27 protein-coding genes and 1 other RNA gene are annotated in these 23331 nt (G+C 65.0%); 11 read left to right on the top strand and 17 right to left on the bottom strand.

Translation table 11 applies throughout. From position 1 onward, the window contains the following. Positions 1-131: 131 nt before the first annotated feature. The 15 genes from pal to ruvC all read right to left on the bottom strand — a co-directional run bounded on the left by pal (position 132) and on the right by ruvC (position 11644). A complete protein-coding gene (gene pal / locus PE058_RS08400) occupies positions 132-641 on the bottom strand; it encodes a peptidoglycan-associated lipoprotein Pal (RefSeq protein ID WP_020086872.1) in 510 nt (169 codons plus the stop codon). 571 nt (positions 642-1212) lie between these two features. Further along, positions 1213-1335 carry a hypothetical protein gene (locus PE058_RS08395; protein WP_020086873.1) on the bottom strand — a complete coding sequence of 41 codons (123 nt, stop codon included), beginning with the start codon at positions 1333-1335 and terminating at the stop codon, positions 1213-1215. 40 nt (positions 1336-1375) lie between these two features. Next, positions 1376-1510: a hypothetical protein gene (locus tag PE058_RS08390; protein ID WP_020086874.1), complete on the bottom strand. Its 135-nt coding sequence runs from the start codon at positions 1508-1510 to the stop codon at positions 1376-1378. Positions 1511-1781: 271 nt separating this feature from the next. Continuing rightward, positions 1782-3317 carry a Tol-Pal system beta propeller repeat protein TolB gene (gene tolB, locus PE058_RS08385; protein ID WP_271030327.1) on the bottom strand — a complete coding sequence of 512 codons (1536 nt, stop codon included), beginning with the start codon at positions 3315-3317 and terminating at the stop codon, positions 1782-1784. Between the two features lie 64 nt (positions 3318-3381). Then, entirely contained in the window at positions 3382-4464 is a 1083-nt protein-coding gene (tolA, locus tag PE058_RS08380) for a cell envelope integrity protein TolA (protein ID WP_271030326.1), read from the bottom strand. Positions 4465-4668: 204 nt separating this feature from the next. Then, positions 4669-5127, bottom strand: a complete 459-nt coding sequence (gene tolR, locus PE058_RS08375; RefSeq protein WP_020086876.1) for a protein TolR — start codon at positions 5125-5127, stop codon at positions 4669-4671. Between the two features lie 171 nt (positions 5128-5298). Further along, positions 5299-6012 carry a protein TolQ gene (tolQ, locus tag PE058_RS08370; RefSeq protein WP_020086877.1) on the bottom strand — a complete coding sequence of 238 codons (714 nt, stop codon included), beginning with the start codon at positions 6010-6012 and terminating at the stop codon, positions 5299-5301. A gap of 384 nt (positions 6013-6396) precedes the next feature. Next, positions 6397-6723 carry a YnfA family protein gene (locus tag PE058_RS08365; protein ID WP_271030325.1) on the bottom strand — a complete coding sequence of 109 codons (327 nt, stop codon included), beginning with the start codon at positions 6721-6723 and terminating at the stop codon, positions 6397-6399. Further along, a complete protein-coding gene (locus PE058_RS08360) occupies positions 6720-7388 on the bottom strand; it encodes a carbonic anhydrase (protein WP_020086880.1) in 669 nt (222 codons plus the stop codon). Before PE058_RS08360 ends, PE058_RS08365 begins: the two co-directional genes overlap by 4 nt. A 67-nt stretch (positions 7389-7455) precedes the next feature. After that, positions 7456-7956, bottom strand: a complete 501-nt coding sequence (locus PE058_RS08355; protein ID WP_020086881.1) for a YbgC/FadM family acyl-CoA thioesterase — start codon at positions 7954-7956, stop codon at positions 7456-7458. A 35-nt stretch (positions 7957-7991) separates the two neighbouring features. Then, positions 7992-8927 carry a metallophosphoesterase gene (locus tag PE058_RS08350; protein ID WP_020086882.1) on the bottom strand — a complete coding sequence of 312 codons (936 nt, stop codon included), beginning with the start codon at positions 8925-8927 and terminating at the stop codon, positions 7992-7994. Positions 8928-9069: 142 nt separating this feature from the next. Further along, the gene (gene ruvB, locus PE058_RS08345) at positions 9070-10119 is read right to left on the bottom strand and encodes a Holliday junction branch migration DNA helicase RuvB (RefSeq protein WP_020086883.1); all 1050 of its coding nucleotides are present in this window, start codon (positions 10117-10119) and stop codon (positions 9070-9072) included. Between the two features lie 82 nt (positions 10120-10201). Further along, on the bottom strand, positions 10202-10444 hold the full coding sequence (locus PE058_RS08340; RefSeq protein ID WP_020086884.1) for a hypothetical protein: 243 nt from the start codon (positions 10442-10444) through the stop codon (positions 10202-10204). 46 nt (positions 10445-10490) lie between these two features. Next, positions 10491-11117, bottom strand: a complete 627-nt coding sequence (gene ruvA / locus PE058_RS08335; protein ID WP_271030324.1) for a Holliday junction branch migration protein RuvA — start codon at positions 11115-11117, stop codon at positions 10491-10493. Next, positions 11114-11644: a crossover junction endodeoxyribonuclease RuvC gene (gene ruvC, locus PE058_RS08330; protein ID WP_271030323.1), complete on the bottom strand. Its 531-nt coding sequence runs from the start codon at positions 11642-11644 to the stop codon at positions 11114-11116. The genes ruvA and ruvC overlap by 4 nt, the downstream gene beginning before the upstream one ends. Positions 11645-11742: 98 nt before the next feature. Between ruvC and PE058_RS08325 the strand changes: the two genes are divergently transcribed. The 3 genes from PE058_RS08325 to PE058_RS08315 all read left to right on the top strand — a co-directional run bounded on the left by PE058_RS08325 (position 11743) and on the right by PE058_RS08315 (position 13912). After that, positions 11743-12066 carry a hypothetical protein gene (locus tag PE058_RS08325; RefSeq protein ID WP_020086887.1) on the top strand — a complete coding sequence of 108 codons (324 nt, stop codon included), beginning with the start codon at positions 11743-11745 and terminating at the stop codon, positions 12064-12066. A gap of 65 nt (positions 12067-12131) precedes the next feature. Next, the gene (locus PE058_RS08320; RefSeq protein WP_020086888.1) at positions 12132-12479 is read left to right on the top strand and encodes a hypothetical protein; all 348 of its coding nucleotides are present in this window, start codon (positions 12132-12134) and stop codon (positions 12477-12479) included. 95 nt (positions 12480-12574) lie between these two features. After that, entirely contained in the window at positions 12575-13912 is a 1338-nt protein-coding gene (locus PE058_RS08315; RefSeq protein ID WP_271030322.1) for a ferredoxin reductase family protein, read from the top strand. A 64-nt stretch (positions 13913-13976) separates the two neighbouring features. Here the strand turns inward: PE058_RS08315 and gap are convergent, their stop codons facing one another. Further along, the gene (gap, locus tag PE058_RS08310; RefSeq protein WP_020086890.1) at positions 13977-14984 is read right to left on the bottom strand and encodes a type I glyceraldehyde-3-phosphate dehydrogenase; all 1008 of its coding nucleotides are present in this window, start codon (positions 14982-14984) and stop codon (positions 13977-13979) included. 284 nt (positions 14985-15268) lie between these two features. Between gap and PE058_RS08305 the strand changes: the two genes are divergently transcribed. The 6 genes from PE058_RS08305 to PE058_RS08280 all read left to right on the top strand — a co-directional run bounded on the left by PE058_RS08305 (position 15269) and on the right by PE058_RS08280 (position 19626). Beyond that, positions 15269-15520 (top strand): DUF4164 family protein, encoded by a 252-nt coding sequence (locus PE058_RS08305; protein WP_020086891.1) that lies wholly within the window; start codon positions 15269-15271, stop codon positions 15518-15520. A gap of 34 nt (positions 15521-15554) precedes the next feature. Then, a non-coding RNA gene (ssrS, locus tag PE058_RS08300) (6S RNA) lies at positions 15555-15718 on the top strand. Positions 15719-15825: 107 nt separating this feature from the next. Continuing rightward, a complete protein-coding gene (locus tag PE058_RS08295) occupies positions 15826-16380 on the top strand; it encodes a 5-formyltetrahydrofolate cyclo-ligase (protein WP_271030321.1) in 555 nt (184 codons plus the stop codon). Positions 16381-16618: 238 nt separating this feature from the next. Beyond that, entirely contained in the window at positions 16619-17443 is an 825-nt protein-coding gene (locus PE058_RS08290; RefSeq protein ID WP_271030320.1) for a TIGR00282 family metallophosphoesterase, read from the top strand. 341 nt (positions 17444-17784) lie between these two features. Next, positions 17785-18534, top strand: coding sequence for a YebC/PmpR family DNA-binding transcriptional regulator (locus PE058_RS08285; protein WP_020086894.1), 750 nt, complete (start codon positions 17785-17787; stop codon positions 18532-18534). Between the two features lie 57 nt (positions 18535-18591). After that, a complete protein-coding gene (locus PE058_RS08280) occupies positions 18592-19626 on the top strand; it encodes a class I fructose-bisphosphate aldolase (RefSeq protein ID WP_020086895.1) in 1035 nt (344 codons plus the stop codon). A 207-nt stretch (positions 19627-19833) separates the two neighbouring features. Here the strand turns inward: PE058_RS08280 and PE058_RS08275 are convergent, their stop codons facing one another. Further along, a complete protein-coding gene (locus PE058_RS08275) occupies positions 19834-21741 on the bottom strand; it encodes a L,D-transpeptidase family protein (protein ID WP_271030319.1) in 1908 nt (635 codons plus the stop codon). Between PE058_RS08275 and PE058_RS08270 the strand changes: the two genes are divergently transcribed. Further along, positions 21722-22465, top strand: coding sequence for a hypothetical protein (locus PE058_RS08270; RefSeq protein WP_271030318.1), 744 nt, complete (start codon positions 21722-21724; stop codon positions 22463-22465). The two genes, PE058_RS08275 and PE058_RS08270, sit on opposite strands and share 20 nt — an antisense overlap. A gap of 206 nt (positions 22466-22671) precedes the next feature. Continuing rightward, positions 22672-23316: a thiamine phosphate synthase gene (locus tag PE058_RS08265; protein ID WP_020086898.1), complete on the top strand. Its 645-nt coding sequence runs from the start codon at positions 22672-22674 to the stop codon at positions 23314-23316. Positions 23317-23331 lie beyond the last annotated feature (15 nt).

Raw genomic sequence — 23331 nt, 5'->3', positions numbered from 1 at the left:
AGAGACGGAGGCGTGTGACGCACATCGCTCACACCGCCGGCTTGCAACACAGTGCGAGCAGAGGCCATGCACCGTCACGGCCTCTAAATCATATCCTATGGAGGACTTGAGCGGATCGCGCAGAGACGCCCTTACGACGCGACGCGGTTGTTGAGCACCGTTTGCGCGCGGCGATTCTGCGACCAGCACGAGATGTCGTTGCACACCGCCACCGGTCGTTCCTTGCCGTAGGAGATCGTGCGAATGCGATTCGCTGCGACACCATTCTGAGCGAGATAGTTGCGAACCGTCGTCGCGCGCCGGGCGCCGAGCGCGATGTTGTACTCGCGCGTGCCGCGCTCGTCGGCGTGGCCTTCGACGGTGATCGTGAACTGCGGATACTGGCGCAGCCACTGCGACTGCTTCTGCAGGATCGACTGAGCTTCCGGCGTCAGGTCGCTGCTGTCGGACGAGAAATAGACGAGGTCGCCCACGTTCACGCTGAAATCGCGCTGCGTGCCGGGCGTGACCGGACCCTTGCCGTCCGGGCCGAGCTGAGACGAAGGATCGTTCTGAGTGTTCGCGCAGCCTGCCATGGCCGCGGCCGCAACGAGAAGCAGCAGAGCGCTAGCGAACTTCGAGGCCCGAGAAACAGGCGCCATAAACATCATCCTTTCATCGGCTCGACGGCGCAGCGCGATGCACACCGGAACCAAATAATCCCCACGACCGACGGAAATAACCGAGCGATCGTACGAAAATGTGGCCACCCACTCTACCCAGTGCGGCAAATGACCATCGGAGTGGCCGTCTCCGTTGGCCCGCGGCGCATGCGAAATCCGCAAGACTTGCCTGCCGCCCTCTGCTCCCGAGCGTTTCCCGAATGCGTCGCCCGTGTCTCTCTGGACCGTCGAGGGACAGTCGGACGCGAACGGCATGAGCCGCCACGGCATTTGCCCCCGGGCACGCTTCAGCCGCGAAAATGAGCGATCTGGTTCGCGGCGACAAGCAACGAATGCGATCCCAATCAATTCCCCTGGGGAAAGGATCACCAATGCCACGCATGGCCTTGCAGCAAACGGCGCAGGTGAAAACCACCATGCGCGAGCGGAGCTCTCCCGCACTCGTATGAGCGTGCCCAAAAAGAAAAAGAGCTGTCGCAGCATTCGCTACGACAGCTCTTTTTTCTCCAAGTCAGCCAGAGCTTACGCCCAAGCCAACTTTGAATTCGCTTTAGCGAACGTCGGCAACAGCCGGAGCGTCGACGCCGAGCTTGAGCGGAGCAGCCTCTTCACGACGGCAAGCGCCGAGAGCGACAGCAACGATAGCGGCAGCGAGAACGATAGCGCCCTTCATGGTAGTATCTCCTGTTGTGTCCCAAAATAAATTTCGGACGTTAGCGAGCCACTTCCGTGGCAGTCGGAACCTCGACGCCGAGCTTCAACGGCGCCGCTTCTTCACGACGGCAAGCGCCGAGCGCAACAGCGACAACGGCAGCCGAAAGAACGATCAGCCCCTTTACACCCTGCATGGTCTTATCTCCTGATGCTTGTTCGGCAACGAGCCGAATATTTGGGTACTGGCCCGGCATGATTTGATCAAGAACTGAGGGTCGTGCGACACTGTTTTCCCCCCTCGTTGATGCGAAAATGCCACGCCGTTGTTGGTGCTCCTCGAGCCTCTGGACGGCCGCCGCACGCCGCATGGAAGCCCCTGATTTACAAAGATTAATGCCTCACCCTGACGCAGAGGCGCAGATGCAAGAATACGCGCGCCCGGTTAAGCTCCGGTTAAACACTGTATCAGTTTAAGAGGGGGGACCAAGCAGGGTCCGACCCGAACGAAGGGGTGTTCACGACTCGCTCGTTGTAGCCGGTGAGATCGACCGAGTAGATTCGCGCTCCGCCGGTCTCGCCCTGGCTCTCCCGGAAGAACATCAAAACACGCCCGTTCGGAGCCCAGGTCGGCCCCTCGTTGTGGTAACCCTCCGTCAGGATTCGCTCTCCGGACCCATCCGGACGCATCACACCGATCAGGAAGCGGCCAGCTAACTGCTTGGTAAACGCGATATAATCGCCGCGGGGCGACCACACGGGCGTGGAGTAGCGCCCCTCGCCCACGCTGATCCGCCGGGCTCCCGAGCCGTCAGCCCCCATCACGTAGAGCTGCTGGGTCCCCTCGCGGTCCGACTCGAACACGATCGAGCGCCCATCCGGCGAGTAGCAGGGACTCGTATCGAGCGCGCCGGAGTTGGTGAGCTGGCGCGACTGCCGGGTCCTGAGATCCATTTCGAAGATGTTGGAATCGCTTCCGTTCTGAAGGCTCATGATCACGCGCTGCCCGTCCGGCGAGAAGCGAGGCGCGAACGTCATGCCAGGAAACTCGCCGACGGCCTCACGCTTGCCGGTCTCGAGATTCATCAGGAACACATGCGGTTGATCGCGGGTGTAGGCCATGTAGGCGATCTCGCTCGCGACCGGATTGAACCGCGGCGTCAGCACCAGCTCCTGTCCCTGCGAGAGCAGCCGCACGTTGGCACCGTCCTGGTCCATGATCGCGAGGCGCTTAACCCGCTTCGCCTTGGGACCGGTCTCGTCCACGAACACGACGCGCGTGTCGAAGTAGCCCTTCTCGCCCGTCAGACGCTCGTAGACCTGGTCGGCGACGAGGTGGCCGACGCGGCGCCAGTTCTGCGCGCCGGTCGTGAAACGCTGGCCCGCAAGCTGCTTGCCGCTGGTCACGTCCCAAAGCCGGAACTCCGAGGTGAGACGTCCGTCCGGACCACGCGTGACGCGGCCCACGGCGAGCGCTTCCGCGCCGATCTGGCGCCAATCGGGAAAGCGCGGCAACGCGTTGACATCACGAATGTTTTCAAGGAACGACGCCGGATCCAGAGGCTGAAACAGGCCCGACCGCTCGAGGTCCGCCATCAGCACTTGCGCAACGTCTGCGGCGAGCTTCGGATCATCCCCCACGAACACCGGAATCGCGATCGGAATCGGCGCAACCGTGCCCTGTCTCTGGGTGCCGCGAAGGCCTCCGCCTTCACCTCCCGAGAAGCCGCCCCCTCCGCCTCCGCCGCCGCCGCCGCCGGCGCCACCACCGCCGCCACCCGGAGGCGGCGTCTGATAGCCCTGCTGGCGAAGCTGATCCTCGAAACCACCGCCGCCGCCTCCCCCGCCGGCCGGCGGGCGATAGGCGTCATCCACTTGCGCAAACGAGGCGGGCGCGAACGTCGTCATGGCCAACAGAACGAGCGTCGCGGCGAGCAAAGGGAGCTTGAGCATCAGGGTCCGGGCCAGGAGAGCGATGTGAGAAGGGGAACGGGGATCAGTCATGGTCCTCATCTTCAATACAAATCGTGGCACCAGAGTGCTTCCGGAAAGGTTTCAGCCGTAACGCTTACAGCATTTCGCGCGGATCAAAATCCCAGATGATCGATTTCCAGGCCCAGTAGCTATCGGGCGGAAGGTTGAACGGCGAGCACATCTTCACGGCGCGGATCGCCGCTTCCGCCGCGATCTGGAACACGGGCCCCGTCTGCGGCGCCTCGATAGTGGGCTCGCCGTCGAGCGAGCCGTCGGGATGAAGCCGCCAGCGGATCGTCACCACCGTCGTCTCGATACCGCCGCCACCGCCCGGAAGCTTCCAGCAACCCCGCAGCTGAGCGCTGATCTGGCTCTTGAGAATGTCCTGCTCGCGCGCCGATAGCCGCGGTGCGTCGCCCTCGCTCGCACCCGCCGTCGGCCCCGTATAGTCCGTCGGATTGGTCGGCGGTGTCGCGGAATTGGGCGCGCCCTTGCGTGTCGGATCCTTGTCCAACAACGCCGCGAGGCGGTCGGCCTGCTGCTGCTTTTTCTTCTTCTCTTCCTCTTTGCGCTTCTGCTCGGCGAGCTTTTTCTTCTGCTCCGCCTTCTTCTTCTCCTCGGCTTTGCGCTTCTCCTCGGCCTTCTTCTTTTCCTCTTCCGCCTTCTTCTGCTCTTCCGCCTTGCGCTTCTCTTCGGCCTGCCGCTGCTCCTCCGCCTTCTTCTCTTCCTCAGCCTTCTTCAGCTCGTCGGGCGTCGGCCCCGGCGGCGGATCGGGCGGCATGGCAGCCAGCTTCTCCGCGATCGGATCGGATTTCGGGGGTTCCTGCTTAGGAGGCTCTTGCTTGGGAGGCTCAGGCGGGGGGGCCTCGGCCGCTTTCTTCTCCTCCGGAGGCGGCGGCGCAGGCTCGACCGGAAGCTCGGGCGCCGTCACCGGCTTGGGCTTCTCAGCTTCGAGCTTCGACACTTCGGGCTTGGGTTCGTCCTTGGCTTTCGCTTCGAGCTCCTTCGCCGTCTCGCTGCCCTTCTTGAGCGCGAGCAGCTCGGACGGCGTGATGAGCGCAACCGCAATAGGTTCGGGCTCGGGCGGCGCCAAAGGCGGCGTCGCGGCCATGGCGAGATACGCCCATAACAGGGCGCCGCCGTGTAGAAGAATGGAAACGGCCAGTCCGAACTGCACGGCTAGCCCCCGCTACGTGGCGTGAGGAGGCCGCCGGAGTGCGCGCAAGCACGCACGCTCAACTGCGCGCGAAGCTTCGCCCGGAATGATGTCGGGCGGCCGGCGCCTTGCGCCTCATGTGCTCGCCTGTGCTGCATCATGCCATTGTCCTCGTGCGGGCCCGGCGCCGGGCGTCGTCTCCGATCCGCGAGCCCGTCTCGATTCTCAAGGGGCCTTGGCCCCATCCTCCACCTCTGTTACGAGCGACACCTTCTTGAAACCGCCGGCACTGATGCGCCCCATCACGAGCATGACCGTGCCGTAGGTGATACCCTTGTCGCCGCGCACGAAGATCTGCTCGTCCACGCCGTTCTTCGCGATGGCCTTGAGCTTCTCCGCCACCTCGTCGAGCGCGACCTTCGTCTCACCGATGAAAACATCCCCGTTGGCCGAAACCGAGATGGTGAGCGGCTCCTTGTTGCTTTCGAGCTGCTTGCCCTGCGATTGGGGAAGCTCGATCGGCACGCCCACCGTGAGAAGCGGCGCCGCCACCATGAAGATGATGAGCAGCACGAGCATCACGTCCACCATCGGCGTGACGTTGATCTCGCTCATCGGCGCATGGCCGCGACCGCGCCGGCCCCGGCGCCTGCCGCCACCCCCCGCTTTGATGCTCATCCCCATCTAGTGTCCCGATTCCGAAGTTCGCTTGAGTTTGCGGCTAGGTCCCAGAGCGAACTTCGGAATCACAGGGGACACTAGAATCAAAGATTTACTCGTGTGGTTCAGATCGAGAAATGCGCTCTGAACCTGATCGCTCGATATGGCGAATTTCCCGATCATCCCACGAGGTCGTCAGCTCCTCACGTCGATCTGGCGAGAGACGATCGCGGCGAACTCGTCCGCGAAGGCTTCGAGGCGCTGGCTGATCTGCGCCGAGTCGGCTGAGAACTTGTTGTAGAAAACCACCGCCGGAATGGCCGCCATGAGGCCGAGCGCAGTGGCGAACAGCGCCTCCGCGATGCCCGGCGCGACGACGGCGAGGTTGGTATTCTTCGAGACGGCGATGGCCTGGAAGCTCGTCATGATGCCCCACACCGTGCCGAACAGACCGACGAACGGCGCCGTGGAGCCGACCGTCGCGAGAAACAGAAGCCTGCGGTCCAGCCGCTCCATCTCGCGGCTGATGGTGACGTCCATCACCTTCTCGACGCGAAGCTGGATGCCGCCGAGCGCACGGATGTTGCCCTCGACGGAGCGCTTCCACTCGCGCATCGCGGCGACGAACAGCGCGGCCATGGTGATCGTGCGCCCGCGCGAGAGCCCATTGTAGAGCTCGTCCAGCGACTGGCCCGACCAGAAGGTCTGCTCGAAGCGGTCCGCCTCGATCCGCGCGCGCCGGAACGCGATCAGCTTCTCGATGATGATCGCCCACGACCACACGGAGGCCAGCAGCAAGCCGCCCATCACGAACTGGACGGTCGGCGAGGCCTGCATGAAGAGTTCGATGAAGGATACGCCATGCGCCTGGGGCGCAAGGGTGGTTTGCGTCACGTCTGCGGGATTCATTGCGTCAACCGTCTTTCGAGACTTGGACCGTGATCGCCGCGGATCCTATCCATCCGAAGCGCAACTCGCCGGCATCGTCAGAGACCGAGAGCCCGGCCGCCGAGATGCGAGCGGAGCGCGCACCGGGAGCGAAACCGGACTCGAAACCAAAACTTAGCGCACGCTCCCCCTCACGGCCCGTTTCGAAGAAGAGCGAACGTGCTCTGGAGCGGGCGGCCGAGTGCCCCGTCGACATGTTGGTGCAGAATCAGCACTCCGCCCCCTGGCGTGTGCAACGTGCACTGGCGCGCACGGACCATCAAGACCCATGTTGCCGCGCAATATGACAAAACAAGGGCCAGCGACCGGTACGGACAGCCTCCGGACGAGCGAAAAACGACACGCTCAGGCTGAACGCGGTCCATAGAGGATGAGCGCCGTTCCGGCGAGGCAGATCGCCCCGCCGAGGAGGTCCCAGCGGTCCGGACGGAAGCCTTCGTAAGCCCACAGCCATCCGAGCGACGCCGCGATGTAGACCCCGCCGTAGGCCGCATAGGCCCGCCCGGCGAATTCCGCATCCACCCGCGTCAGGAGCCAGGCGAAAGCGACGAGCGACATCACGCCCGGAACGAGCCAGAACGCTGGCGCGCCCTGCCGCGCCCAGGCCCAGAAGGCAAAGCATCCCGCGATTTCGCACAGCGCGATGAGCACGAAGAGGGCGATCGAGGTCATGCCGTCCCCGCCGCGGCGTCCTGAAGCCCGCGCCACGCGCCGGTTTTGGGATCGTAGGCCAGGATCTCGCCCAGCTCCATGTCGTAGAGCCAGCCGTGAATGCCGATCCGCCCTTCGGCGACGCCCTGAGCGACGATCTCGTAGGTCATCAGGTTGTCGAGCTGGAACTGGATGTGCGCCCGGATGGTCGCCGCCATACGTTCGGCCTCGGGCACGCGCGCGGCCGCCACGAGCTGATGGGCCCGCCGCGTGTACTCCACCCAGCGCCCCAGGTGCGCCTCCTGGCCGGGCGGAATAGGCTCCGCCAGCGCCTGGATGCCGCCGCATCCCGAATGTCCGCACACCACGATGTCGTCCACGCCGAGGTGCCCCAGAGCATACTCGATCGCGGCCCCCACCGTGTCGTCTTCCGCCCACGACGGCGGCACGCAGTTGGCAATGTTGCGCACCTCGAACAGCTCGCCGGGATCCGCCGAGGTGATCTGCGAGGGCACCACGCGGCTGTCGCAGCAGCCAATCCAGAGCAGCTTCGGCTTCTGCTTGCGGTTTGCGAGACCTTTGAAGAAGGCCCTGTCGCGCTCGAACTCGAGCCGGAAGCGCTCATAGCCTTCCACGGCATCCTTGATGTCGAGATCGACGCCGCGTGAATCCTTCGCGGTGGTCATGCTGCTCCCCCATAAACCCCTGTACGCCGGGCATCATTCCCGCATGCGCATGACTTGTCTATGCGCCTCACGCGCCGGGGGGAGCAACTTTCCCAGTATCTGCGCCCTCGAAAGCACTCCGGACGGCCGTCGAGAGCCGCACCGGCTTGCCGGAGACCGCCACCAGCACCACCGTCACCTCGGCTTCGAACACGCGCCGTCCCTGGTTCACCACTGCCTGCAGAAGCGTGACGCTCGCGCCGCCCAGTTCCTTCACCCGCGTCTCCACGATCAGAAGATCGTCCATGCGCGCGGGCCGCAGGAAATCGCACGTCATCCGCCTGACCACGAACGCGGCGGGCTCATGGCTCGCCGAGCCGTCGATCAGACGGCGGGAATCGGTGCCGAGAAGCCGCAGGAAATCCGTCCGCCCGCGCTCGCACCAGCGGATGTAGGAGGCGTGATAGGCGATGCCGCCCGCGTCCGTATCCTCGAAATAGACGCGCACCGGCAGGATATGCCGCCGCCCCGTCTCGTCGTCGATGATGCGGCCCGCAATGTCCGGCCAGGCGTTTGTCGTCTCGCTCATGAGGGTGTCTGAGATCCAATAGAAACGGCACTGCGTCAGGCGAAGTCGTGGCCCGACACGGCATCGATGACCACGATTTCCGGCGGCGCCCCGAAGCGGATGGGCAGCGTGGAGCAGCCGAGCCCCGCCGACACGATGAGGTTGCGCTCCTCCTCGACGATATGGCCGTAAACATAGCGCCGGCCGTAGCGCGAGGGAACGATGGGCGCGAACCCTGCGATCGTCACCTGCCCGCCGTGGGTATGGCCCGCCACCGTGAGCGACACGCGCGCGGGAACCTCGGGGAAGATATCGGGCTCGTGCACCATCAGGATCACCGGCGCATCGTCGCCGATCTTGGCGAGCGTGCCCGCGAGGTCGTCGACCCCCACATAGCCATCGCTCTTGTGGGCGAGCCCGCGCGTATCCTCTTTCGGCCAATAAGCCCATTGGTCTCCGAGACCGGCGAGCCAGAACGGCAGCCCCTCCTTTTCGATGCGCACCGCATCGTTCTCGTAGACGGGGATGCCCGCCGCCTCCAGCGCCTCCCGCGACTTGATGGGACCCGAGCGCCGCTCCTGCACCTCGGGGTCCTCCCACCAGTCGTGATTGCCGAGCACCGCATGAACGCCGAGCGGCGCCTTGAGCTCCGCGAGCACGCCTGCCCAATCCTCGTGCTTCACCGCGCGGCTGAACACGCCCATGCGCCAGCCTGCCACGTAGTCGCCGAGCAGCAGCACCATGTCGGCGGACAGCGAGTTGGCGCGCGCCACGATACGGCGCAGCCGGTCGATGCCGAGCCACGGCTCGCAGATATGAAGATCGGTGATGATGGCGATCCGCAGCGAGAGACCAGGCGTCCAGCCCGGAGGCGAGATCCGGTAGCGCGTGATGCCGAGACGGAACGGCTCGGCCAGCGCATAGCCACCGAAGCTCATGGACGCCACGCCGGAAAGCGCGAGCCCCTTGAGCAGCGTTCTGCGGGAGATCAACACGGGGCCTCTGAATTGTGCCGAAATTGATCGCGACGAAATGAGCGCGCCGGACCGGCGCCAAGCTCAGCACCAAATGATGACCAGAATGTTGCTGAGGCAGCGCACCGAGGACGCATAGACCGCACACAGAGGACGCCCGTCAAGCCGAGCTTCCTTCGTCGTCCTCGAAGATCGGCAGCTCCGGGCTCGATGCCCGCGCCGGTCCGGAAACTCCGAGATGGCGGAAGGCCTTGAGCGTCAGCACCCGCCCGCGCGGCGTGCGCCCGATAAACCCCTGCTGCAACAGATAGGGCTCCACGATCTCCTCCAGCGCATCCCGCGGCTCGGAAAGCGCCGCCGCGATGGTCTCGATGCCGACGGGACCGCCCTCGTAGGTCGTCGCGATGCAGGTGAGATAGCGGTGATCGAGCGCGTCGAGACCGGCGTGGTCCACCTCGAGCGCGCGCAGCGCCTTGTCGGCAATGGCAGCGTCGATGATGTCGGCCCCCGCCACCGCCGCGAAATCACGGACACGTCGCAAGAGGCGCCCTGCGATGCGCGGCGTACCCCGCGCGCGCCGCGCGATCTCGGTTGCCCCATCCGGACCGATCGGCGCGCCGAGCACGCGCGCGCCACGCGTCACCACGCTCTCCAACTCCTCGACCGTGTAGAAATTGAGCCGGATCGGAATGCCGAACCGGTCGCGCAGCGGCGTCGTCAGCAGCCCCGCCCGCGTCGTCGCGCCGACGAGCGTGAACTTCGCGAGATCGATGCGCACCGAGCGCGCCGCCGGCCCCTCGCCGATGATGAGGTCGAGCTGGAAGTCCTCCATCGCCGGATAGAGGATTTCCTCGATCGCCGGATTGAGGCGATGGATCTCGTCGATGAAGAGCACATCCCGCTCTTCGAGATTGGTCAGAAGCGCGGCGAGATCGCCAGCCTTGGAGATCACCGGCCCCGAGGTGGCGCGGAAGCCGACCCCCATCTCCTTGGCCATGATCTGCGCGAGCGTCGTCTTGCCAAGGCCGGGCGGGCCGGCAAACAGCACGTGATCCAGCGCATCGCCGCGCGTCCTCGCCGCCGCGATGAAGACGCGAAGGTTTGCGCGCGCCTGCTCCTGGCCCACGAAGTCGTCGAGCGAGCGCGGCCGGATCGACGCCTCGTAGGCATCCGCCTCGCGCTTCGCTCCGCTGATAAGGCGGTCGGTCATGATTTGTTCCTGACCGTGTTCGCACACGCCGTCAAGCGCACGGCGGCCACACGGGCGATCTCACACCAGAAAAGCAGCGATGCTAGGCCCTCCGGCACACCAGCTTGCCGACAAGCAGCGCAATCGCAGGCGGTCCAGCTGCCAGCAGGCCGAACATGATCGCATGCTTGCTCGTCGCCGCCCTGAACGCCTCGAGGGTCCCCGGATCATTGGCCGAAACGTCGAGCGGCAGATGCGGCGCGGTCGTGTAGCCAAAGTAGGCGACGAGCCCAGTCCAGATCAGCGACAGCACGAGCCACACCGGAAACGAGAAAAGCCTGCACATCGAGCCAGTTCCTACTGCCTACTGCCTACTGCCTACTGCCTACCCCTCACCGCGCCAGCTCCTTGAGCCCGCGCCGGATCAGCTTCGCGGTATCCGCGTCCATTCCGAGCTCCTTCACGGCAGCCGCAACGGCCGCGGAGGCCTGCGCGGGGTTGTAGCCGAGGTTGGTCAGCGCGGAAATGGCCTCTGCAGTGGCAAGGCCGTCCGGCGGCAGCTCGGCGGCAACAGGCCCCCCCGGCCCCGCCACCGGAATGTGCAGCCCCGCAACCGAGAGCGCGGGCGCCTTGTCCTTGAGCTCCGCCACGATCCGCTGCGCGAGCTTCTTGCCGACCCCCGGCGCCTGCTCCACCGCCGCCCAATTGCCGAGCGCGATGGCATTGGCGAGATCGTGCGTGGACAGCACCCCGAGCACGCCCAGCGCCACCTTGGAGCCGACGCCCTGCACGTTCTGCAGCGTGCGGAACCAGCTCCGCTCCACCTCGCTCTGGAACCCGAAGAGGCGAATGGCATCCTCGCGCACATGCGTATCGATGGTGAGCGTCACGTCCTCGCCGAGTTTGAGATTGCGCAGCGTGCGCGCCGAAAGCTGCACCTCGTAGCCCACGCCATGCACATCGATGATCGCATGGGCTTCCCCGATGGCGTCCACTTTGCCTTTGAGCTGCCCGATCATCCGCGCATCTCCTCCTTCAGCACGCGCCGCGCGAGCGCCGCCGCCCCGCGATGATTGGCGTGACAAATAGCGATTGCCAAGGCGTCCGCCTCGTCCGCGCTCTCGAATTTGGCCTTGGGCAGCAAAAACCCGACCATCGCCTGGATCTGCCGCTTGTCCGCGTGACCCGAGCCGACGACGGCCTTCTTGATCAGGTTCGGCGGATACTCGGCGACCCTGAGGCCCCGCATCGCAGGCGCCAGCAGCGCCATGCCGCGCGCCTGCCCGAGCTTCAGCGTCGAGCGTGGGTTCTCGTTGACGAACGTCTCTTCGACGGCCGCCTCGTCCGCTTTCGACGACGAAAGCACACCGAGAAGCCCCTCGAAAAGCTCTCGCAGCCGGTAGGACAGGTCCTCGTCGGAGGTCGACGTGATGAGGCCCGAAGAGACATAGCTGAGCCGCACGCCATCGCTTTCGATAACACCCCAGCCCGTGCGCCGAAGCCCGGGATCGATACCGATGATGCGAACCAGCCTGTCCTTTTGCATCCCTCCCGATACCGCGATTCGCGCGACGGAGACTTACGAACGCTTTTCAGAAGTTATGCCCGGGGATAGGCTCAGCATACGGAACCCCAGAGGACACCATGCGCTTTTCCGCCCCCGCAGCACTTGCCGTCGCGGCCGCACTCATGACAGCGGCAAGCCCCGCCAGCGCCGGCGGCGCTTCCCCCGAATTCCTCTGCCTCAAGGATTTGAAAGCCTCGCTCGAAGGCCTGTCCATTGCCTGCTACAGCGAGTCGGGTTGTGCCTACGTCGAGGCGCAGAAGGCCGAGCCCCTGCCCGATTACGACCAAGAAAGCGTGGCCTATGCCTTGGGGCGTGAGAAGATCGAGGGCATCGTCACCGCGTCCGAGCCGATCATGAAAAAGATCAAGGGCTTCGGATATTCCTGCCGCAAGCTGGATTGACGGCGCGCACGTCTCCACTCACCACCGCCGAGTTTCCAATCAACGCCGCCACACGGGGGACCCCTATGCTTCAGTCGCTGACGCTCGGCACCAACGAATGGATGATGATCTGGGGCGCGGGCATCGCCCTCTTCGCGCTCTTCATCATGTGGCGGGTTTCCCGCTACGACCTTGCGGGCGCCGCCGTCGACAGCGCCTGGCAGGTCGCTACCGGCCAGCGCACATCGGAGAATCCGACCGCGCTCGAGCAGAAGCTGCGCGACATCAATGCGGGAGCCTCCGTCGGTGGAAAGGCCAAGCGCGCAGCCGGCACCGTCATCGGCCACTTCGCCGCCAAGGTGGCGAACTTCATCGCCATTCTCATGCTGCTGGCCGGCGGTGGGCTCATCGCTGCGGGCTACTTCTGGCGCTGAGGCATCCGCACCCGGACCCATTTGTGATCGATCAAACCGCTCCGCGCTTCGCCCGTTAGTGTTCGATCCACAAAGAAAAAACGCGGGCCCGAACTATGAGAAACATCAAGACAGCCCTCATCGCGTTCATCGCGATGCTTACGGCCCTCTGGCTCCTGGCCGATACGATCCTGCCCGACCCGCTGACCTATTTTTCGTTTCGGTCGGTGTTCGTCCAATACACGGGCATCCTCGCCATCGGCGCCATGAGCGCGGCGACGCTGCTCGCCGTCCGTCCGCTATGGCCCGAGCCGCTGCTCGGCGGCCTCGACAAAATGTACCGCCTTCATAAATGGCTCGGCATTACGGCGCTCGTCGCCGGCCTGCTCCATTGGTGGTGGGCCAAGGGCACCAAGTGGATGGTAGGATGGGGCTGGCTGACGCGGCCGGAGCGCCGGCACGGAGGCGATCAGGTCTTCGGTCCCATTGAGGGCTGGCTCAGAAGCCAGCGTGGCCTTGCCGAGTTCGTGGGCGAATGGGCCTTCTATGCCGCCGTCGTGCTGATCGCCCTCGCGCTGTGGAAGCGGTTCCCCTACCACTGGTTCGCGAGAACGCATAAGTGGATCGCGGTCGCCTACCTGATCCTCGTCTATCACGCGGTCGTGCTCACGAAGACCTCGTACTGGAACGAGCCCGTCGGCTGGGTCACCGCAATCTTGATGCTGGCCGGGTCGGTGGCTGCTGGGATGGCGCTCTTCCAGCGGATCGGCGCGGGGCGCACGGCGCAAGGCACCATCGAAACCCTCACCTACTATCCGGAGCTCCGCGTTCTCGAAACCTCCATCAGGATCGAGGATGGCCATTGGAAAGGGCACGAGGCAGGCCAGTTCGCGTTCGTGACGTCGAATGCGGTGGAAGGAGCCCATCCCTACACCATCGCATCCGCCTGGGACCCAGCCACCCAGCGCATCGTCTTCATCACCAAGGCGCTCGGCGACCACACAGGGCGCCTTCATGAGACGTTGAAAGCCGGATTGCCCGTCAGCGTCGAAGGCCCCTATGGCTGCTTCACATTCGGCGATAAGCAGCCGTGCCAGATCTGGATCGGCGCCGGGATCGGCATCACGCCGTTCATCGCGCGCATGAAGCAGCTGGCGCGATCCGGCTCACCCCAGGAGATCGTGCTCTTCCACCCGACCACCGATTTCGATCAGGCAGCCATCGACAAGCTCACCGCCGACGCCAAGGCCGCCAATGTGCGCCTGCACGTGCTCGTCGATGCCAGGGATGGCCTCTTGAACGCAGACCGCATCCGCGAGGCCGTTCCAGGTTGGCGAACGGCGAGCTTCTGGTTCTGCGGCCCGCCGCGATTCGGCGAAGCGCTTCGCAACGACTTCATCGCCCACGGTCTCGACGCCGCGAGCTTCCACCAGGAGCTGTTCGAGATGCGCTGAACGCAAAAACGCCCGCTGTCCGGCAGCCGGACAGCGGGCGCGAAGCGATCGGCGTAAGCCCGCCTTAAAGCAGCTTGCCCATGGCAACGGCCGTGTCGGCCATGCGGTTCGAGAAGCCCCACTCGTTGTCGTACCAGGAGAGAACGCGTACGAGCGTGCCGTCCAGAACCTTGGTCTGGTCGAGATGGAAGATCGACGAACGGCTGTCGTGATTGAAGTCGATCGACACGTTCGGCTGATCGGTGACGCCCAGAATGCCCTTGAGGTGCTGGGATGCGGCCACCTTGATCGCAGCGTTGATCTCGTCCTTGGTCGTCTCGTTCTTGGCGACGAACTTGAAATCAACCACGGACACGTTGGGCGTCGGAACGCGGATCGCCGTGCCGTCGAGACGGCCGTTGAGCTCCGGCAGCACGAGGCCGACGGCCTTCGCAGCGCCCGTCGAGGTCGGGATCATCGACAGCGCCGCCGCGCGGCCGCGATAGAGATCCTTGTGCAGCGTGTCGAGGGTCGGCTGATCACCCGTATAGCTGTGGATCGTCGTCATGAAGCCCTTCTCGATGCCCACGAGATCGTTGAGCACCTTCGCCACCGGCGCGAGGCAGTTGGTCGTGCACGAGGCATTCGAGACGACGAGATGATCCTTGGTCAGCTTCTCGTGGTTGACGCCGTAGACCACCGTGAGGTCGGCGCCGTCCGCCGGAGCCGAGACCAGCACGCGCTTCGCGCCCGCCGTGAGATGGGCGGCGGCCTTCTCCTTGCTGGTGAAGATACCGGTGCACTCGAGCGCGATATCGACGCCGAGGTCCTTGTGCGGAAGCTCCGCCGGGTTCTTGACCGCCGTCACCTTGATCGGCCCGCGGCCGAGGTCGATGCTGTCGCCCTTGACAACCACCTCGCCGGGGAAGCGGCCATGCACGCTGTCGAAGCGCAGAAGATGCGCGTTCGTCTCCACCGGGCCGAGGTCGTTGATTGCCACCACGTCGATATCCGTGCGGCCCGACTCGTAGATCGCGCGCAGCACGTTGCGGCCGATGCGGCCAAATCCGTTGATCGCGACCTTGAGTGCCATGAAAAGTCCTCCAAACCGGTGGTAAAAATTGTTGGGCGGGACGGCGCGGACAGAAGCGAAGCACCTGAAAATCCCGCCGGGCGGGCGCCATTAAGTTTGGGACCCCCCGCCCTGTCAATGCCATCTCCCGCCACACCGCGAGCCTCTGGCAAAATTGATCGCGTTGACCATCATTCCGGAAACCTCATTTCTTGCGCCGCAAGATGAGATTCCTTATGCTGTTACGGGGTGGTAGGCAGATCTGTTGCGTACCGGGGCTTACGAGGGAAAACACGGGTTAACTCATGGTGCAGCGGGTCAGAGAGAAAGCGAAACGTCCGGCCAGCCGCGCCAAGGAGCCGGCTTCCGCCGCTGCCCCTGCCGATCGCACCGAGGCACGCGTGAAGGCGCTCGAGCAGGAGCGCGACAAGCTCAAGGCAGAGCTCGAGATCGCCCGCTCACGGATCGCCGCGCTCGAAGAAAGCCGCAGCGCCGTCGCCAGCCGCATCGACTGGGTCATCGAGTCGCTCAGCGGCGTTGTCGACAGAACGGACTGAGCCCTCGCTTTTTTCCCGGCCGCATCCTATGTTGAAAAGGCTGCGGGGTTCGTCAGGAACACATGAATCTCCAGGGCCTATAAGATCTGCCTGGGAGCTGTCCCTGGCCGGGGCCGTGGCCCCGGACATATGGCGCCCACCTTACATTTGTAGGGACCCGGCGAGATCAACCGTTCCAACGGCCACCGCGGCACTTTCCCTTCCTCGTTGACCGCGCCCGTCTTGCGGACGTGCCCAAAACCTCCGCCGGACGCCTCGTGAAAGATTCCGCTTCGCCAGCCTCGGTAGACGACCAAAAGAAAGAGATGCGCCGCCAGGCGAAGGCCGCGCGCAAGGACGCGTTCGCCCGCCACGGCGCAACCGCCGCCGCGGACATCGCCCGCCATGGCATCGCCTTCGCGGGACGCGCGGCCCCTGCCGTCGTCTCGGGCTTCCTGGCCATCGGCGAGGAGATCGACCCAACGCCTCTCATGCTGCGCCTCATGGCCGAAGGCTATCGCCTCTGCCTGCCTGTTATGGAGGCGAAGGGCAAACCTCTTCTGTTCCGCGCCTGGTCACCGGGCGATCCGCTGGGCGAAGTGACATGGGGCATCCGCGAGCCCCTGCCCGAGGCGCCCGTGCTCGACCCCGATATCGTGCTGGGTCCGCTGCTCGCCTTCGATACCCTCGGATACCGCCTCGGCTATGGCGGAGGCTTTTACGACCGCACCCTGGCGCGCCTCAGGGCGCTGAAGCCGGTCGTTTCGATTGGCCTCGCTTTCGACGAGCAGCGGGTCGACGCCGTGCCCCGCGTCGACTATGACGAACGCCTCGATTGGATCCTGACCCCTTCCGGACCTCTGAAGTGCCAGTCCGCATGACGAACAAGCCGATGATCGCCCATTCCAAGCGTCGCGCGCGATCTCTCCCCGTGTCCCGCATAGCGGAGGCAAACGGCGGCGGAAAACCCACACGTGCCTGGACCTGGGCCTCCGCCGGGGTGATGGAGCGGGGAGGACTGCAGCTTTCCCATTTTCCAACGTCATCCCTACGCAGGTCGGGATCCAGACACGCATCGACGCACGACCGGCCGCCTCCATTACTGCGAGGGCACGCCTGATGCGCCTGCTGTTTCTCGGAGACATCGTCGGCCGTGCGGGCCGTAAAGCAGCCGTCGAGGCGATTCCGCGCCTGCGCCAGCGCTACAAGCTCGATTTCGTCGTGATCAACGGCGAGAACGCGGCAGGCGGCTTCGGCATCACCGAGGCCATCCATCTGGAGCTGATCGACGCCGGCGCCGATGCCGTGACCCTCGGCAATCACGCGTTCGACCAGAAAGACACCCTCGTCTTCATCGGCCGCCAGGAGCGGCTGATCCGCCCTCTCAACTTTCCGCCCGGCACGCCGGGACGCGGCGCTGCCCTGCTCAAGTCCAGGAACGGCGCGGACGTGCTCGTCATCAACGCCATGGGCCGCGTGTTCATGACCGAAACCGACTGCCCCTTCCGCGCCATCGACCGCGAGATCACTGCCTGCGGCTTGAAAACCGGGGCCGATGTCATCCTGATCGACTTTCACGCGGAGGCGACGAGCGAGAAGCAGGCGCTTGGCCATTTCGTGGACGGCAGGGCCAGCGTCGTGGTCGGTACTCACACCCACACCCCCACGAGCGACGAGCGCGTGCTGCCCGGCGGCACGGCCTACATGTCGGACGCGGGCATGTGCGGCGACTACAATTCCGTGCTCGGCATGGAGATCGACGAGCCGCTTAACCGCTTCCTGACACGCCTCCCGCGCGAGCGCTTCGAGCCGGCCCTCGGCCCCGCAACCGTCTCGGGTCTCGCGGTCGAGATCGACGACAAGACCGGCCTCGCGACCCGCGTGAAAAGCTTGCGGCTCGGTGGCGTTCTGGAGCCTACCGAGCCGCTCTTTTGGGTCGAGTGAGAGATCGTCTATGGCAACCGCTGAGGATGGGTTAACCCGCCCTCGGCGCAATGGTGAGACATGCTCACCCTGGTCCGCAATTGGGCAATAGCGGGATATCCGAAAGTCTAGTTGATTCTACTCGCCCCCGCGAGGCCCGGCCAAAGCGGCCGGCCCTCAATCCGCCCCAAAACCCCTGTTTCAGAGCCGTTGCTCCGGATCAACCATCAGGACGCTTCCCTCCGCTATTTCCGGGCTTTTTGGGCCTTGAGGGGGTTGACCGGCGGCAGACGGCCGCTCATTAAATCGGACGCAAAACACGCCCTCGGGAACCATCCCCCAAAACAGCCTCGGAAGCGGACATGGCCGGCCATTCAGCATTTAAGAACATTATGCACAAGAAGGGCCGCAAGGATGCGGCCAAGGCCAAGATGTTCGCCAAGTTCGCGCGTGAAATCACGGTCGCCGCAAAGTCCGGCATGCCCGACCCCACCATGAACCCGCGCCTGCGCCTCGCCATCCAGACCGCCCGCGCCGAGAACATGCCGAAAGACAACATCGAGCGCGCCATCAAGAAGGCCCAGGGCGGTGACAGCGAGGCTTACGAGACCATCCGTTACGAAGGCTACGCGCCCGGCGGCGTCGCCGTCATCGCCGAAGCCCTAACCGACAACCGCAACCGCACCGGCGGCGCAGTGCGCGCGGTGTTCAGCAAGTACGGCGGAAACCTGGCTGCCACCGGCGCCGTCGCGCACATGTTCCAGCATGTCGGCGAAATCCGCTTCAAGCCAGCGGCAGGCTCACCCGACTCCGTCCTCGAAGCCGCGATCGAAGCCGGTGCCGACGACGCCGTGTCCGATGCATCGGGCCACCTCGTCACCTGCTCGTTCGACAACCTCGGCACGGTCGCTGCGGCACTCGAGGAAAAGCTCGGCGAGCCGGAGAGCGTGAAAGCCGTTTGGAAACCCAACCTCTCGACCGAGGTCGACGAGGAGAACGCCCAATCCATCATGAAGCTCATCGCGGCCCTCGAGGACGACGACGATGTGCAGAACGTTTTCGCCAACTTCGAAGTTTCAGAAGAAATCCTGAAGAAGCTGACCGCCGCCTAGAAGCAGCGGACCGCATCGGAATTGAACCTTTAAGAGAATGAACTGGACGAGAGGCACATGACCGAGAAGCTGGAAGACATCGCCCAAGCCATGGTGGCCCCCGGAAAAGGCATCCTGGCCGCCGATGAAAGCTCGGGAACCATCAAGAAGCGTTTCGACAAGATCTCCGTCGTCTCGACCGAGGACAGCCGCCGCGATTATCGCGAGATGCTGTTCCGCGCCAACGACGCGATGAAGAACTATGTCTCGGGCGTCATCCTGTACGACGAGACCATCCGCCAGAAGGCCAAGGACGGCACCCCGCTGGTCGAGGTCATGCGGGCCGCTGGCTCGATCCCCGGCATCAAGGTCGACATGGGCGCCAAGCCCCTCGCCGGCCCCACGGCCAAAGTCGAGACCATCACCGAAGGTCTCGACGGCCTGCGTGAGCGCCTTGCGGAGTACTACAAGCTCGGCGCCCGCTTCGCCAAATGGCGCGCCGTCATCACCATTGCCGACGGTCTGCCCACCTGGAACTGCGTCAAGGCCAACGCGCACGCACTAGCCCGCTACGCCGCCCTTTGCCAGGAAGCCGGCATCGTTCCGATCGTCGAGCCGGAAGTGCTCATGGACGGCGAGCACTCGAGCCATGACATCGACGAATGCTACCGCGTGACGGAGTGGACGCTCCGCACCGTATTCCGCGAGCTCTACGACGCCCGCGTTTCGCTCGAGGGCATGATCCTGAAGCCCAACATGGTGATCGCCGGACAGAAGTCCGCGCGCCAGTCCTCGCCCGAGGAAGTCGCCGAGAAGACGCTGCGCTGCCTGAAGTCGACGGTTCCGGCCGCCGTGCCCGGCATCGCCTTCCTCTCGGGCGGCCAGTCCGACGAGGCGGCAACGCAGCACCTCTCCCTCATGAACGCCGCAGGCGGCCTGCCTTGGGCCCTCACCTTCTCCTACGGCCGCGCCTTGCAGGCCGCAGCCCTGTCCGCCTGGGGCGGCAAGGCGGAGAACGTCGCGGCCGGCCAGCGCGCCTTCACCCACCGCGCCCGCATGAACAGCCTCGCTGCTCTCGGCAAGTGGGAAGCGAAGCTCGAAAAGGCCGCGTGATTTTTCTGCCGGGCCACGGAACCCAGGCACGCTGAACACGTTTCAACGAGGTCTTCGGGCCATTGGAGCGAAGGCAAAGCATCAAGGCGCAACGAGCCCCCCTCGTTGCGCCTTGATTGCATTTGAGGCGCGCTGCGCCTCCCCCGAATGAGCAAAAAAAGCGCCGAACCACGAGGTCCGGCGCCTTTTTTGTCGTTCGAGTTCGGCTCAGTTCAGCCAGAAGCCCGAGATGGCGTCAGCCAGCGTATCGGGCGGCGCGTAGGTGTTCTTCTTCTTACCCTTCCGCTCCTTGGTGTTGCTGGTCGCCGTGGTCTCGGACGCGTATGGCGGCTCCGAGGACGACGTCTCGATCACCGGATCGAGCCTGAGTGCACGGCCCGTGAGCGCAGCCGAAAGCTTGCTGTCGTGGCCGTAGATGTCGGCAAAGGTGGAGACCTTACCGTGCTCGTCGGCAACCGCCGTGAAATAGGTCATGTGCACGGGAATTCTGTGATCGAGATGAACCTCGCCGCCGCCCGCCATCGCACGCTGCACGCCCGCTTCGTCGAGGCCATTACCCTCCGACAGCATGATCGCCGCGAACTGCTTCGGGTTCTGTACGCGGATGCATCCGTGCGAGAGCGCCCGGCTCGATTGCGCGAAGAGCTCCCGCTCGATCGTGTCGTGCATGTAGACGTCATGCTTGTTCGGGAAGCGGAACTTCACGATACCGAGCGGGTTCTTGCCGCCCGGCGGCTGGATGAAGCTGTAGTTGCGAAGATCCGCGGTGCTCCAGTTCACGCTCTCGGGCGACACTTCACGTCCGCCGTAATAGACCTTGAGACCGTAGGCACGGATCGACGCGGCGCCGTTGCTGCCGCCGCCGAACAGGTTCGAGAAGAAATCACCGCCGCCGATGGCCTTGAGACGCGGCGCGAGCTCGCGCATCTTGATGCCATCCGGCATGCCCCATGACGGGTTGAAGCCGACGAACTCCATCTCCGCTGAGAACACCGGAGTGGCCCAAGCCGGAAGCCCGACGATGATCCGTTCCTTGAAGATCACCTCGTTGCCCTTGTAGACGCGGGTGATGTACTCGGGGATGTTGTTCTGCACGTAGATCTTGCCCAGGTTCTCGGGCATCCAGCGCCAACGCTCCATGTTGAGCACCAGGATCTGCGTCTTGCGCTCGGGATCAGGCGCCCTGTTGGCTTCGAACTCGCGGTTGAGCGCAGAGCGCGTCGCGTTGTTGAGCTGACCCGACGCCTTGAGACCCTTCTCGAGCTGGAAGGCCTTGAGCGCCGTCTCCACCTTCTCGTCGAACAGCGTGTCCTTGGCCCCGGCGTCCGCCGGAACCTTGAGGCGCTGGCGCAAGAGCGCGATCGCCGCGTCGTCGGCACCGGCCTTCAGAAGTTTGCCTTCCGGGATCCGCACCTTGAGCGCGGGATCGACATCGGTCTCGGTCTTGGTGGGGCCTCCGCGCGCTTCCAGAAGCGCCTTGTGCAGCAGCTTGAACTGCGGATGCTGCGGATGCTGATCGCGCAGATAGGCATCCGGAGATGCCGCCGCCGAAAGCTCCGTCAGCACCACGTTGGGATCCTTGACGGGCGGCGTCTGATCCAGAATGCGGCTCAGCGACGTGGGATTGACGCGTCCGCCCTTGGCGAAGCGCGCATACTTGAGAAGCTCGAGCGTGAGTTTGCCCTCGGCCGCCGCGAGCGTCTCAGGCGTGTGAGAGCCGCTCAAATCCGGAAGATCGAAGGCAGCAGCCGAAAGGCCCCAGTCGTCGGCCTTGCGCACCTCATCCATCGCGGCCTTGGCCTTGGCGTTGAAGCCGGCGCTGTCGACCCACAGCGGCCCGCCCGTGCGCGCGCCGTAGAAGGCGACCGCAGCGGCCGTGTCATCCTTGTTGGACTTGGAAACGTTCGACGAGCTGCCGAGCCAGGTGCGCGCCGCTGCGATCACCGGATCGACGACGGGCTGAGGCGGAGGCGTTGCGGCCGCCGTTGCGGGAGCAGGCGCAGCCGCGGGAGCGGCTGCAGGTGTCGCGGTTGCTGCGGCCGCGGGCGGAGTTGCAGCCGGCGGCGTGGCAGTGGCGGCGGCGGGCTGTGAAGCAGTGGGAGCCGCCTCTTGCACGGTTGCGGCGGGTGGCGTGGCGGCCGCCGGAGCGGAAGCCGCAGCAGGCGGCGTGGACGCTGCGGGAGCCGCGGGCGCGGCAGTGCTCGCGCTCGAAGAAGGAGCGGCAGCAGGAGCCGCGGGCGGCGCAGCTGGAGCCGGGGTCTCCTGCGCAGCCGTAGCCGGTGGCGTGGCCGAAGGCGTTGCATCCGCGGCGGGCGGCGTGGTGGCCGCAGGCGCAGGCGTTGCAGCGGGCGCCGGTGTCACCGCGTTGGCGACCGCGCCGGAAGCGGCTGGGGTTTCCGACGCTGGCTTCTCGGGCGCCACGGTCGATGCGGCTGGCAAGGCAGAAGTCTCAGGGGGCGACGAGGACGATGACGACTGCGGCGCTGGCGTGCTCGGCGTCGTGCCCACGGCCGCTGTCTGCGCCTCGGCGCTCGAAACGGAAACGGTTATCGCCACGAGCGCGGTCGTAACGGCAGCAGTGCGCAAAAAAGCAGTCGTGAACATCAATCAGGCTCCGTCAAGCGAGACGCGGCACCCCAAAACTCGTGAAAACACCCTCAGAACAATTCCAGACAAAAGCAGGTATCAGCGTGGCGATTTCATGCCCAAGAACGCCAGGAAACGGATCATCGAAGAGAGCCCCGGGCCCCTTCACCGCCTTCCGGCGCCGCCGCCGGGTGAGCGGCCGTTTGCCGTCCAACCCGGACCCAACCTGCTCAAAACAGAGCCAACTCGTTAAGATGTCGGCACTTTACGCTTGGATTCGCATCTGGCGACGATAACGGAAAGGGCCAGAGGGCGATAGGGCAGAACGGCCAGCCTGCGCTTCTTTCCGCGAGTTCTCCCGCATCTCAACAGGGTGTCGCTTTTCCGCCGGATTTGGGCCAGATACGCTCGCGGAAGCAAAGCCCTGCCTCCGCTCCGGACGGAAAGAGACTGAAGGACATGACCCAAAAATCAGCAGCACCGGAGATTTGCCTCGTGGCCGAGGTTCTGGGCGACAAGGACTGGCCCGCCCATCTCGCGGCCGCCATCGACGCCACGGGAGCCGTCACGCTGGTGCTGACGCCCAAGGACGCGGGCGCGATCGATCCGTCGGCCGCGCGCGCGCTGGTTGAAATGGCCCAGAAAAAGAAAGTCGCCGCCCTCGTCGCGGACGACATCGGCTTGGCCCAGAACATCGGCGCCGACGGCGTACACCTGTCCGCACGCCCCGATATCGAGGAGGCCTACGACAACGCGCGCTCCAAGCTCGGGCCCGACTTCATCGTCGGCGCCGATGCCGGCGCCTCACGCCACGACGCCATGACATTGGGCGAGGCGGGCGCCGACTACGTCGCCTTCGGCACAGCTCGGGGCGACGCCGACCCCGAGGAGACGCAGCTCGATCTCGTTGCCTGGTGGGCGGACATCTTCGTCGTGCCCGTCGTCGCCTACGGCATCGAAACCGCGGGAGAGATCCCCGATCTCGTCCACGCACGCGCCGACTTCATCGCCGTGTCCGTTCCCCGCGATATCGCGGGCGAGGCGGGCAAGGCCTGGGCAGCCGGCATCGTCGCGGCGCTCAAAGCCCCGGCGAGCGCGGCCTAGAAGCCTCGAAGAAGC

The organism is Hyphomicrobium sp. DMF-1 (assembly GCF_027886585.1).
Lineage (GTDB): Bacteria > Pseudomonadota > Alphaproteobacteria > Rhizobiales > Hyphomicrobiaceae > Hyphomicrobium_C > Hyphomicrobium_C zavarzinii.
The sequence above is the reverse complement of the archived record's forward strand: the minus strand, read 5'-3'. Positions and strand labels throughout refer to the sequence as shown.

Coding starts and splice junctions, on each gene's coding strand:
- pal (WP_020086872.1), bottom strand. CDS start 641: ATGGCGCCTGTTTCTCGGGCCTCGAAGTTCGCTAGCGCTCTGCTGCTT.
- PE058_RS08395 (WP_020086873.1), bottom strand. CDS start 1,335: ATGAAGGGCGCTATCGTTCTCGCTGCCGCTATCGTTGCTGTCGCTCTC.
- PE058_RS08390 (WP_020086874.1), bottom strand. CDS start 1,510: ATGCAGGGTGTAAAGGGGCTGATCGTTCTTTCGGCTGCCGTTGTCGCT.
- tolB (WP_271030327.1), bottom strand. CDS start 3,317: ATGACTGATCCCCGTTCCCCTTCTCACATCGCTCTCCTGGCCCGGACC.
- tolR (WP_020086876.1), bottom strand. CDS start 5,127: ATGGGGATGAGCATCAAAGCGGGGGGTGGCGGCAGGCGCCGGGGCCGG.
- tolQ (WP_020086877.1), bottom strand. CDS start 6,012: ATGAATCCCGCAGACGTGACGCAAACCACCCTTGCGCCCCAGGCGCAT.
- PE058_RS08365 (WP_271030325.1), bottom strand. CDS start 6,723: ATGACCTCGATCGCCCTCTTCGTGCTCATCGCGCTGTGCGAAATCGCG.
- PE058_RS08360 (WP_020086880.1), bottom strand. CDS start 7,388: ATGACCACCGCGAAGGATTCACGCGGCGTCGATCTCGACATCAAGGAT.
- PE058_RS08355 (WP_020086881.1), bottom strand. CDS start 7,956: ATGAGCGAGACGACAAACGCCTGGCCGGACATTGCGGGCCGCATCATC.
- ruvB (WP_020086883.1), bottom strand. CDS start 10,119: ATGACCGACCGCCTTATCAGCGGAGCGAAGCGCGAGGCGGATGCCTAC.
- PE058_RS08340 (WP_020086884.1), bottom strand. CDS start 10,444: ATGTGCAGGCTTTTCTCGTTTCCGGTGTGGCTCGTGCTGTCGCTGATC.
- ruvA (WP_271030324.1), bottom strand. CDS start 11,117: ATGATCGGGCAGCTCAAAGGCAAAGTGGACGCCATCGGGGAAGCCCAT.
- ruvC (WP_271030323.1), bottom strand. CDS start 11,644: ATGCAAAAGGACAGGCTGGTTCGCATCATCGGTATCGATCCCGGGCTT.
- PE058_RS08325 (WP_020086887.1), top strand. CDS start 11,743: ATGCGCTTTTCCGCCCCCGCAGCACTTGCCGTCGCGGCCGCACTCATG.
- PE058_RS08320 (WP_020086888.1), top strand. CDS start 12,132: ATGCTTCAGTCGCTGACGCTCGGCACCAACGAATGGATGATGATCTGG.
- PE058_RS08315 (WP_271030322.1), top strand. CDS start 12,575: ATGAGAAACATCAAGACAGCCCTCATCGCGTTCATCGCGATGCTTACG.
- gap (WP_020086890.1), bottom strand. CDS start 14,984: ATGGCACTCAAGGTCGCGATCAACGGATTTGGCCGCATCGGCCGCAAC.
- PE058_RS08305 (WP_020086891.1), top strand. CDS start 15,269: ATGGTGCAGCGGGTCAGAGAGAAAGCGAAACGTCCGGCCAGCCGCGCC.
- PE058_RS08295 (WP_271030321.1), top strand. CDS start 15,826: ATGCGCCGCCAGGCGAAGGCCGCGCGCAAGGACGCGTTCGCCCGCCAC.
- PE058_RS08290 (WP_271030320.1), top strand. CDS start 16,619: ATGCGCCTGCTGTTTCTCGGAGACATCGTCGGCCGTGCGGGCCGTAAA.
- PE058_RS08285 (WP_020086894.1), top strand. CDS start 17,785: ATGGCCGGCCATTCAGCATTTAAGAACATTATGCACAAGAAGGGCCGC.
- PE058_RS08280 (WP_020086895.1), top strand. CDS start 18,592: ATGACCGAGAAGCTGGAAGACATCGCCCAAGCCATGGTGGCCCCCGGA.
- PE058_RS08265 (WP_020086898.1), top strand. CDS start 22,672: ATGACCCAAAAATCAGCAGCACCGGAGATTTGCCTCGTGGCCGAGGTT.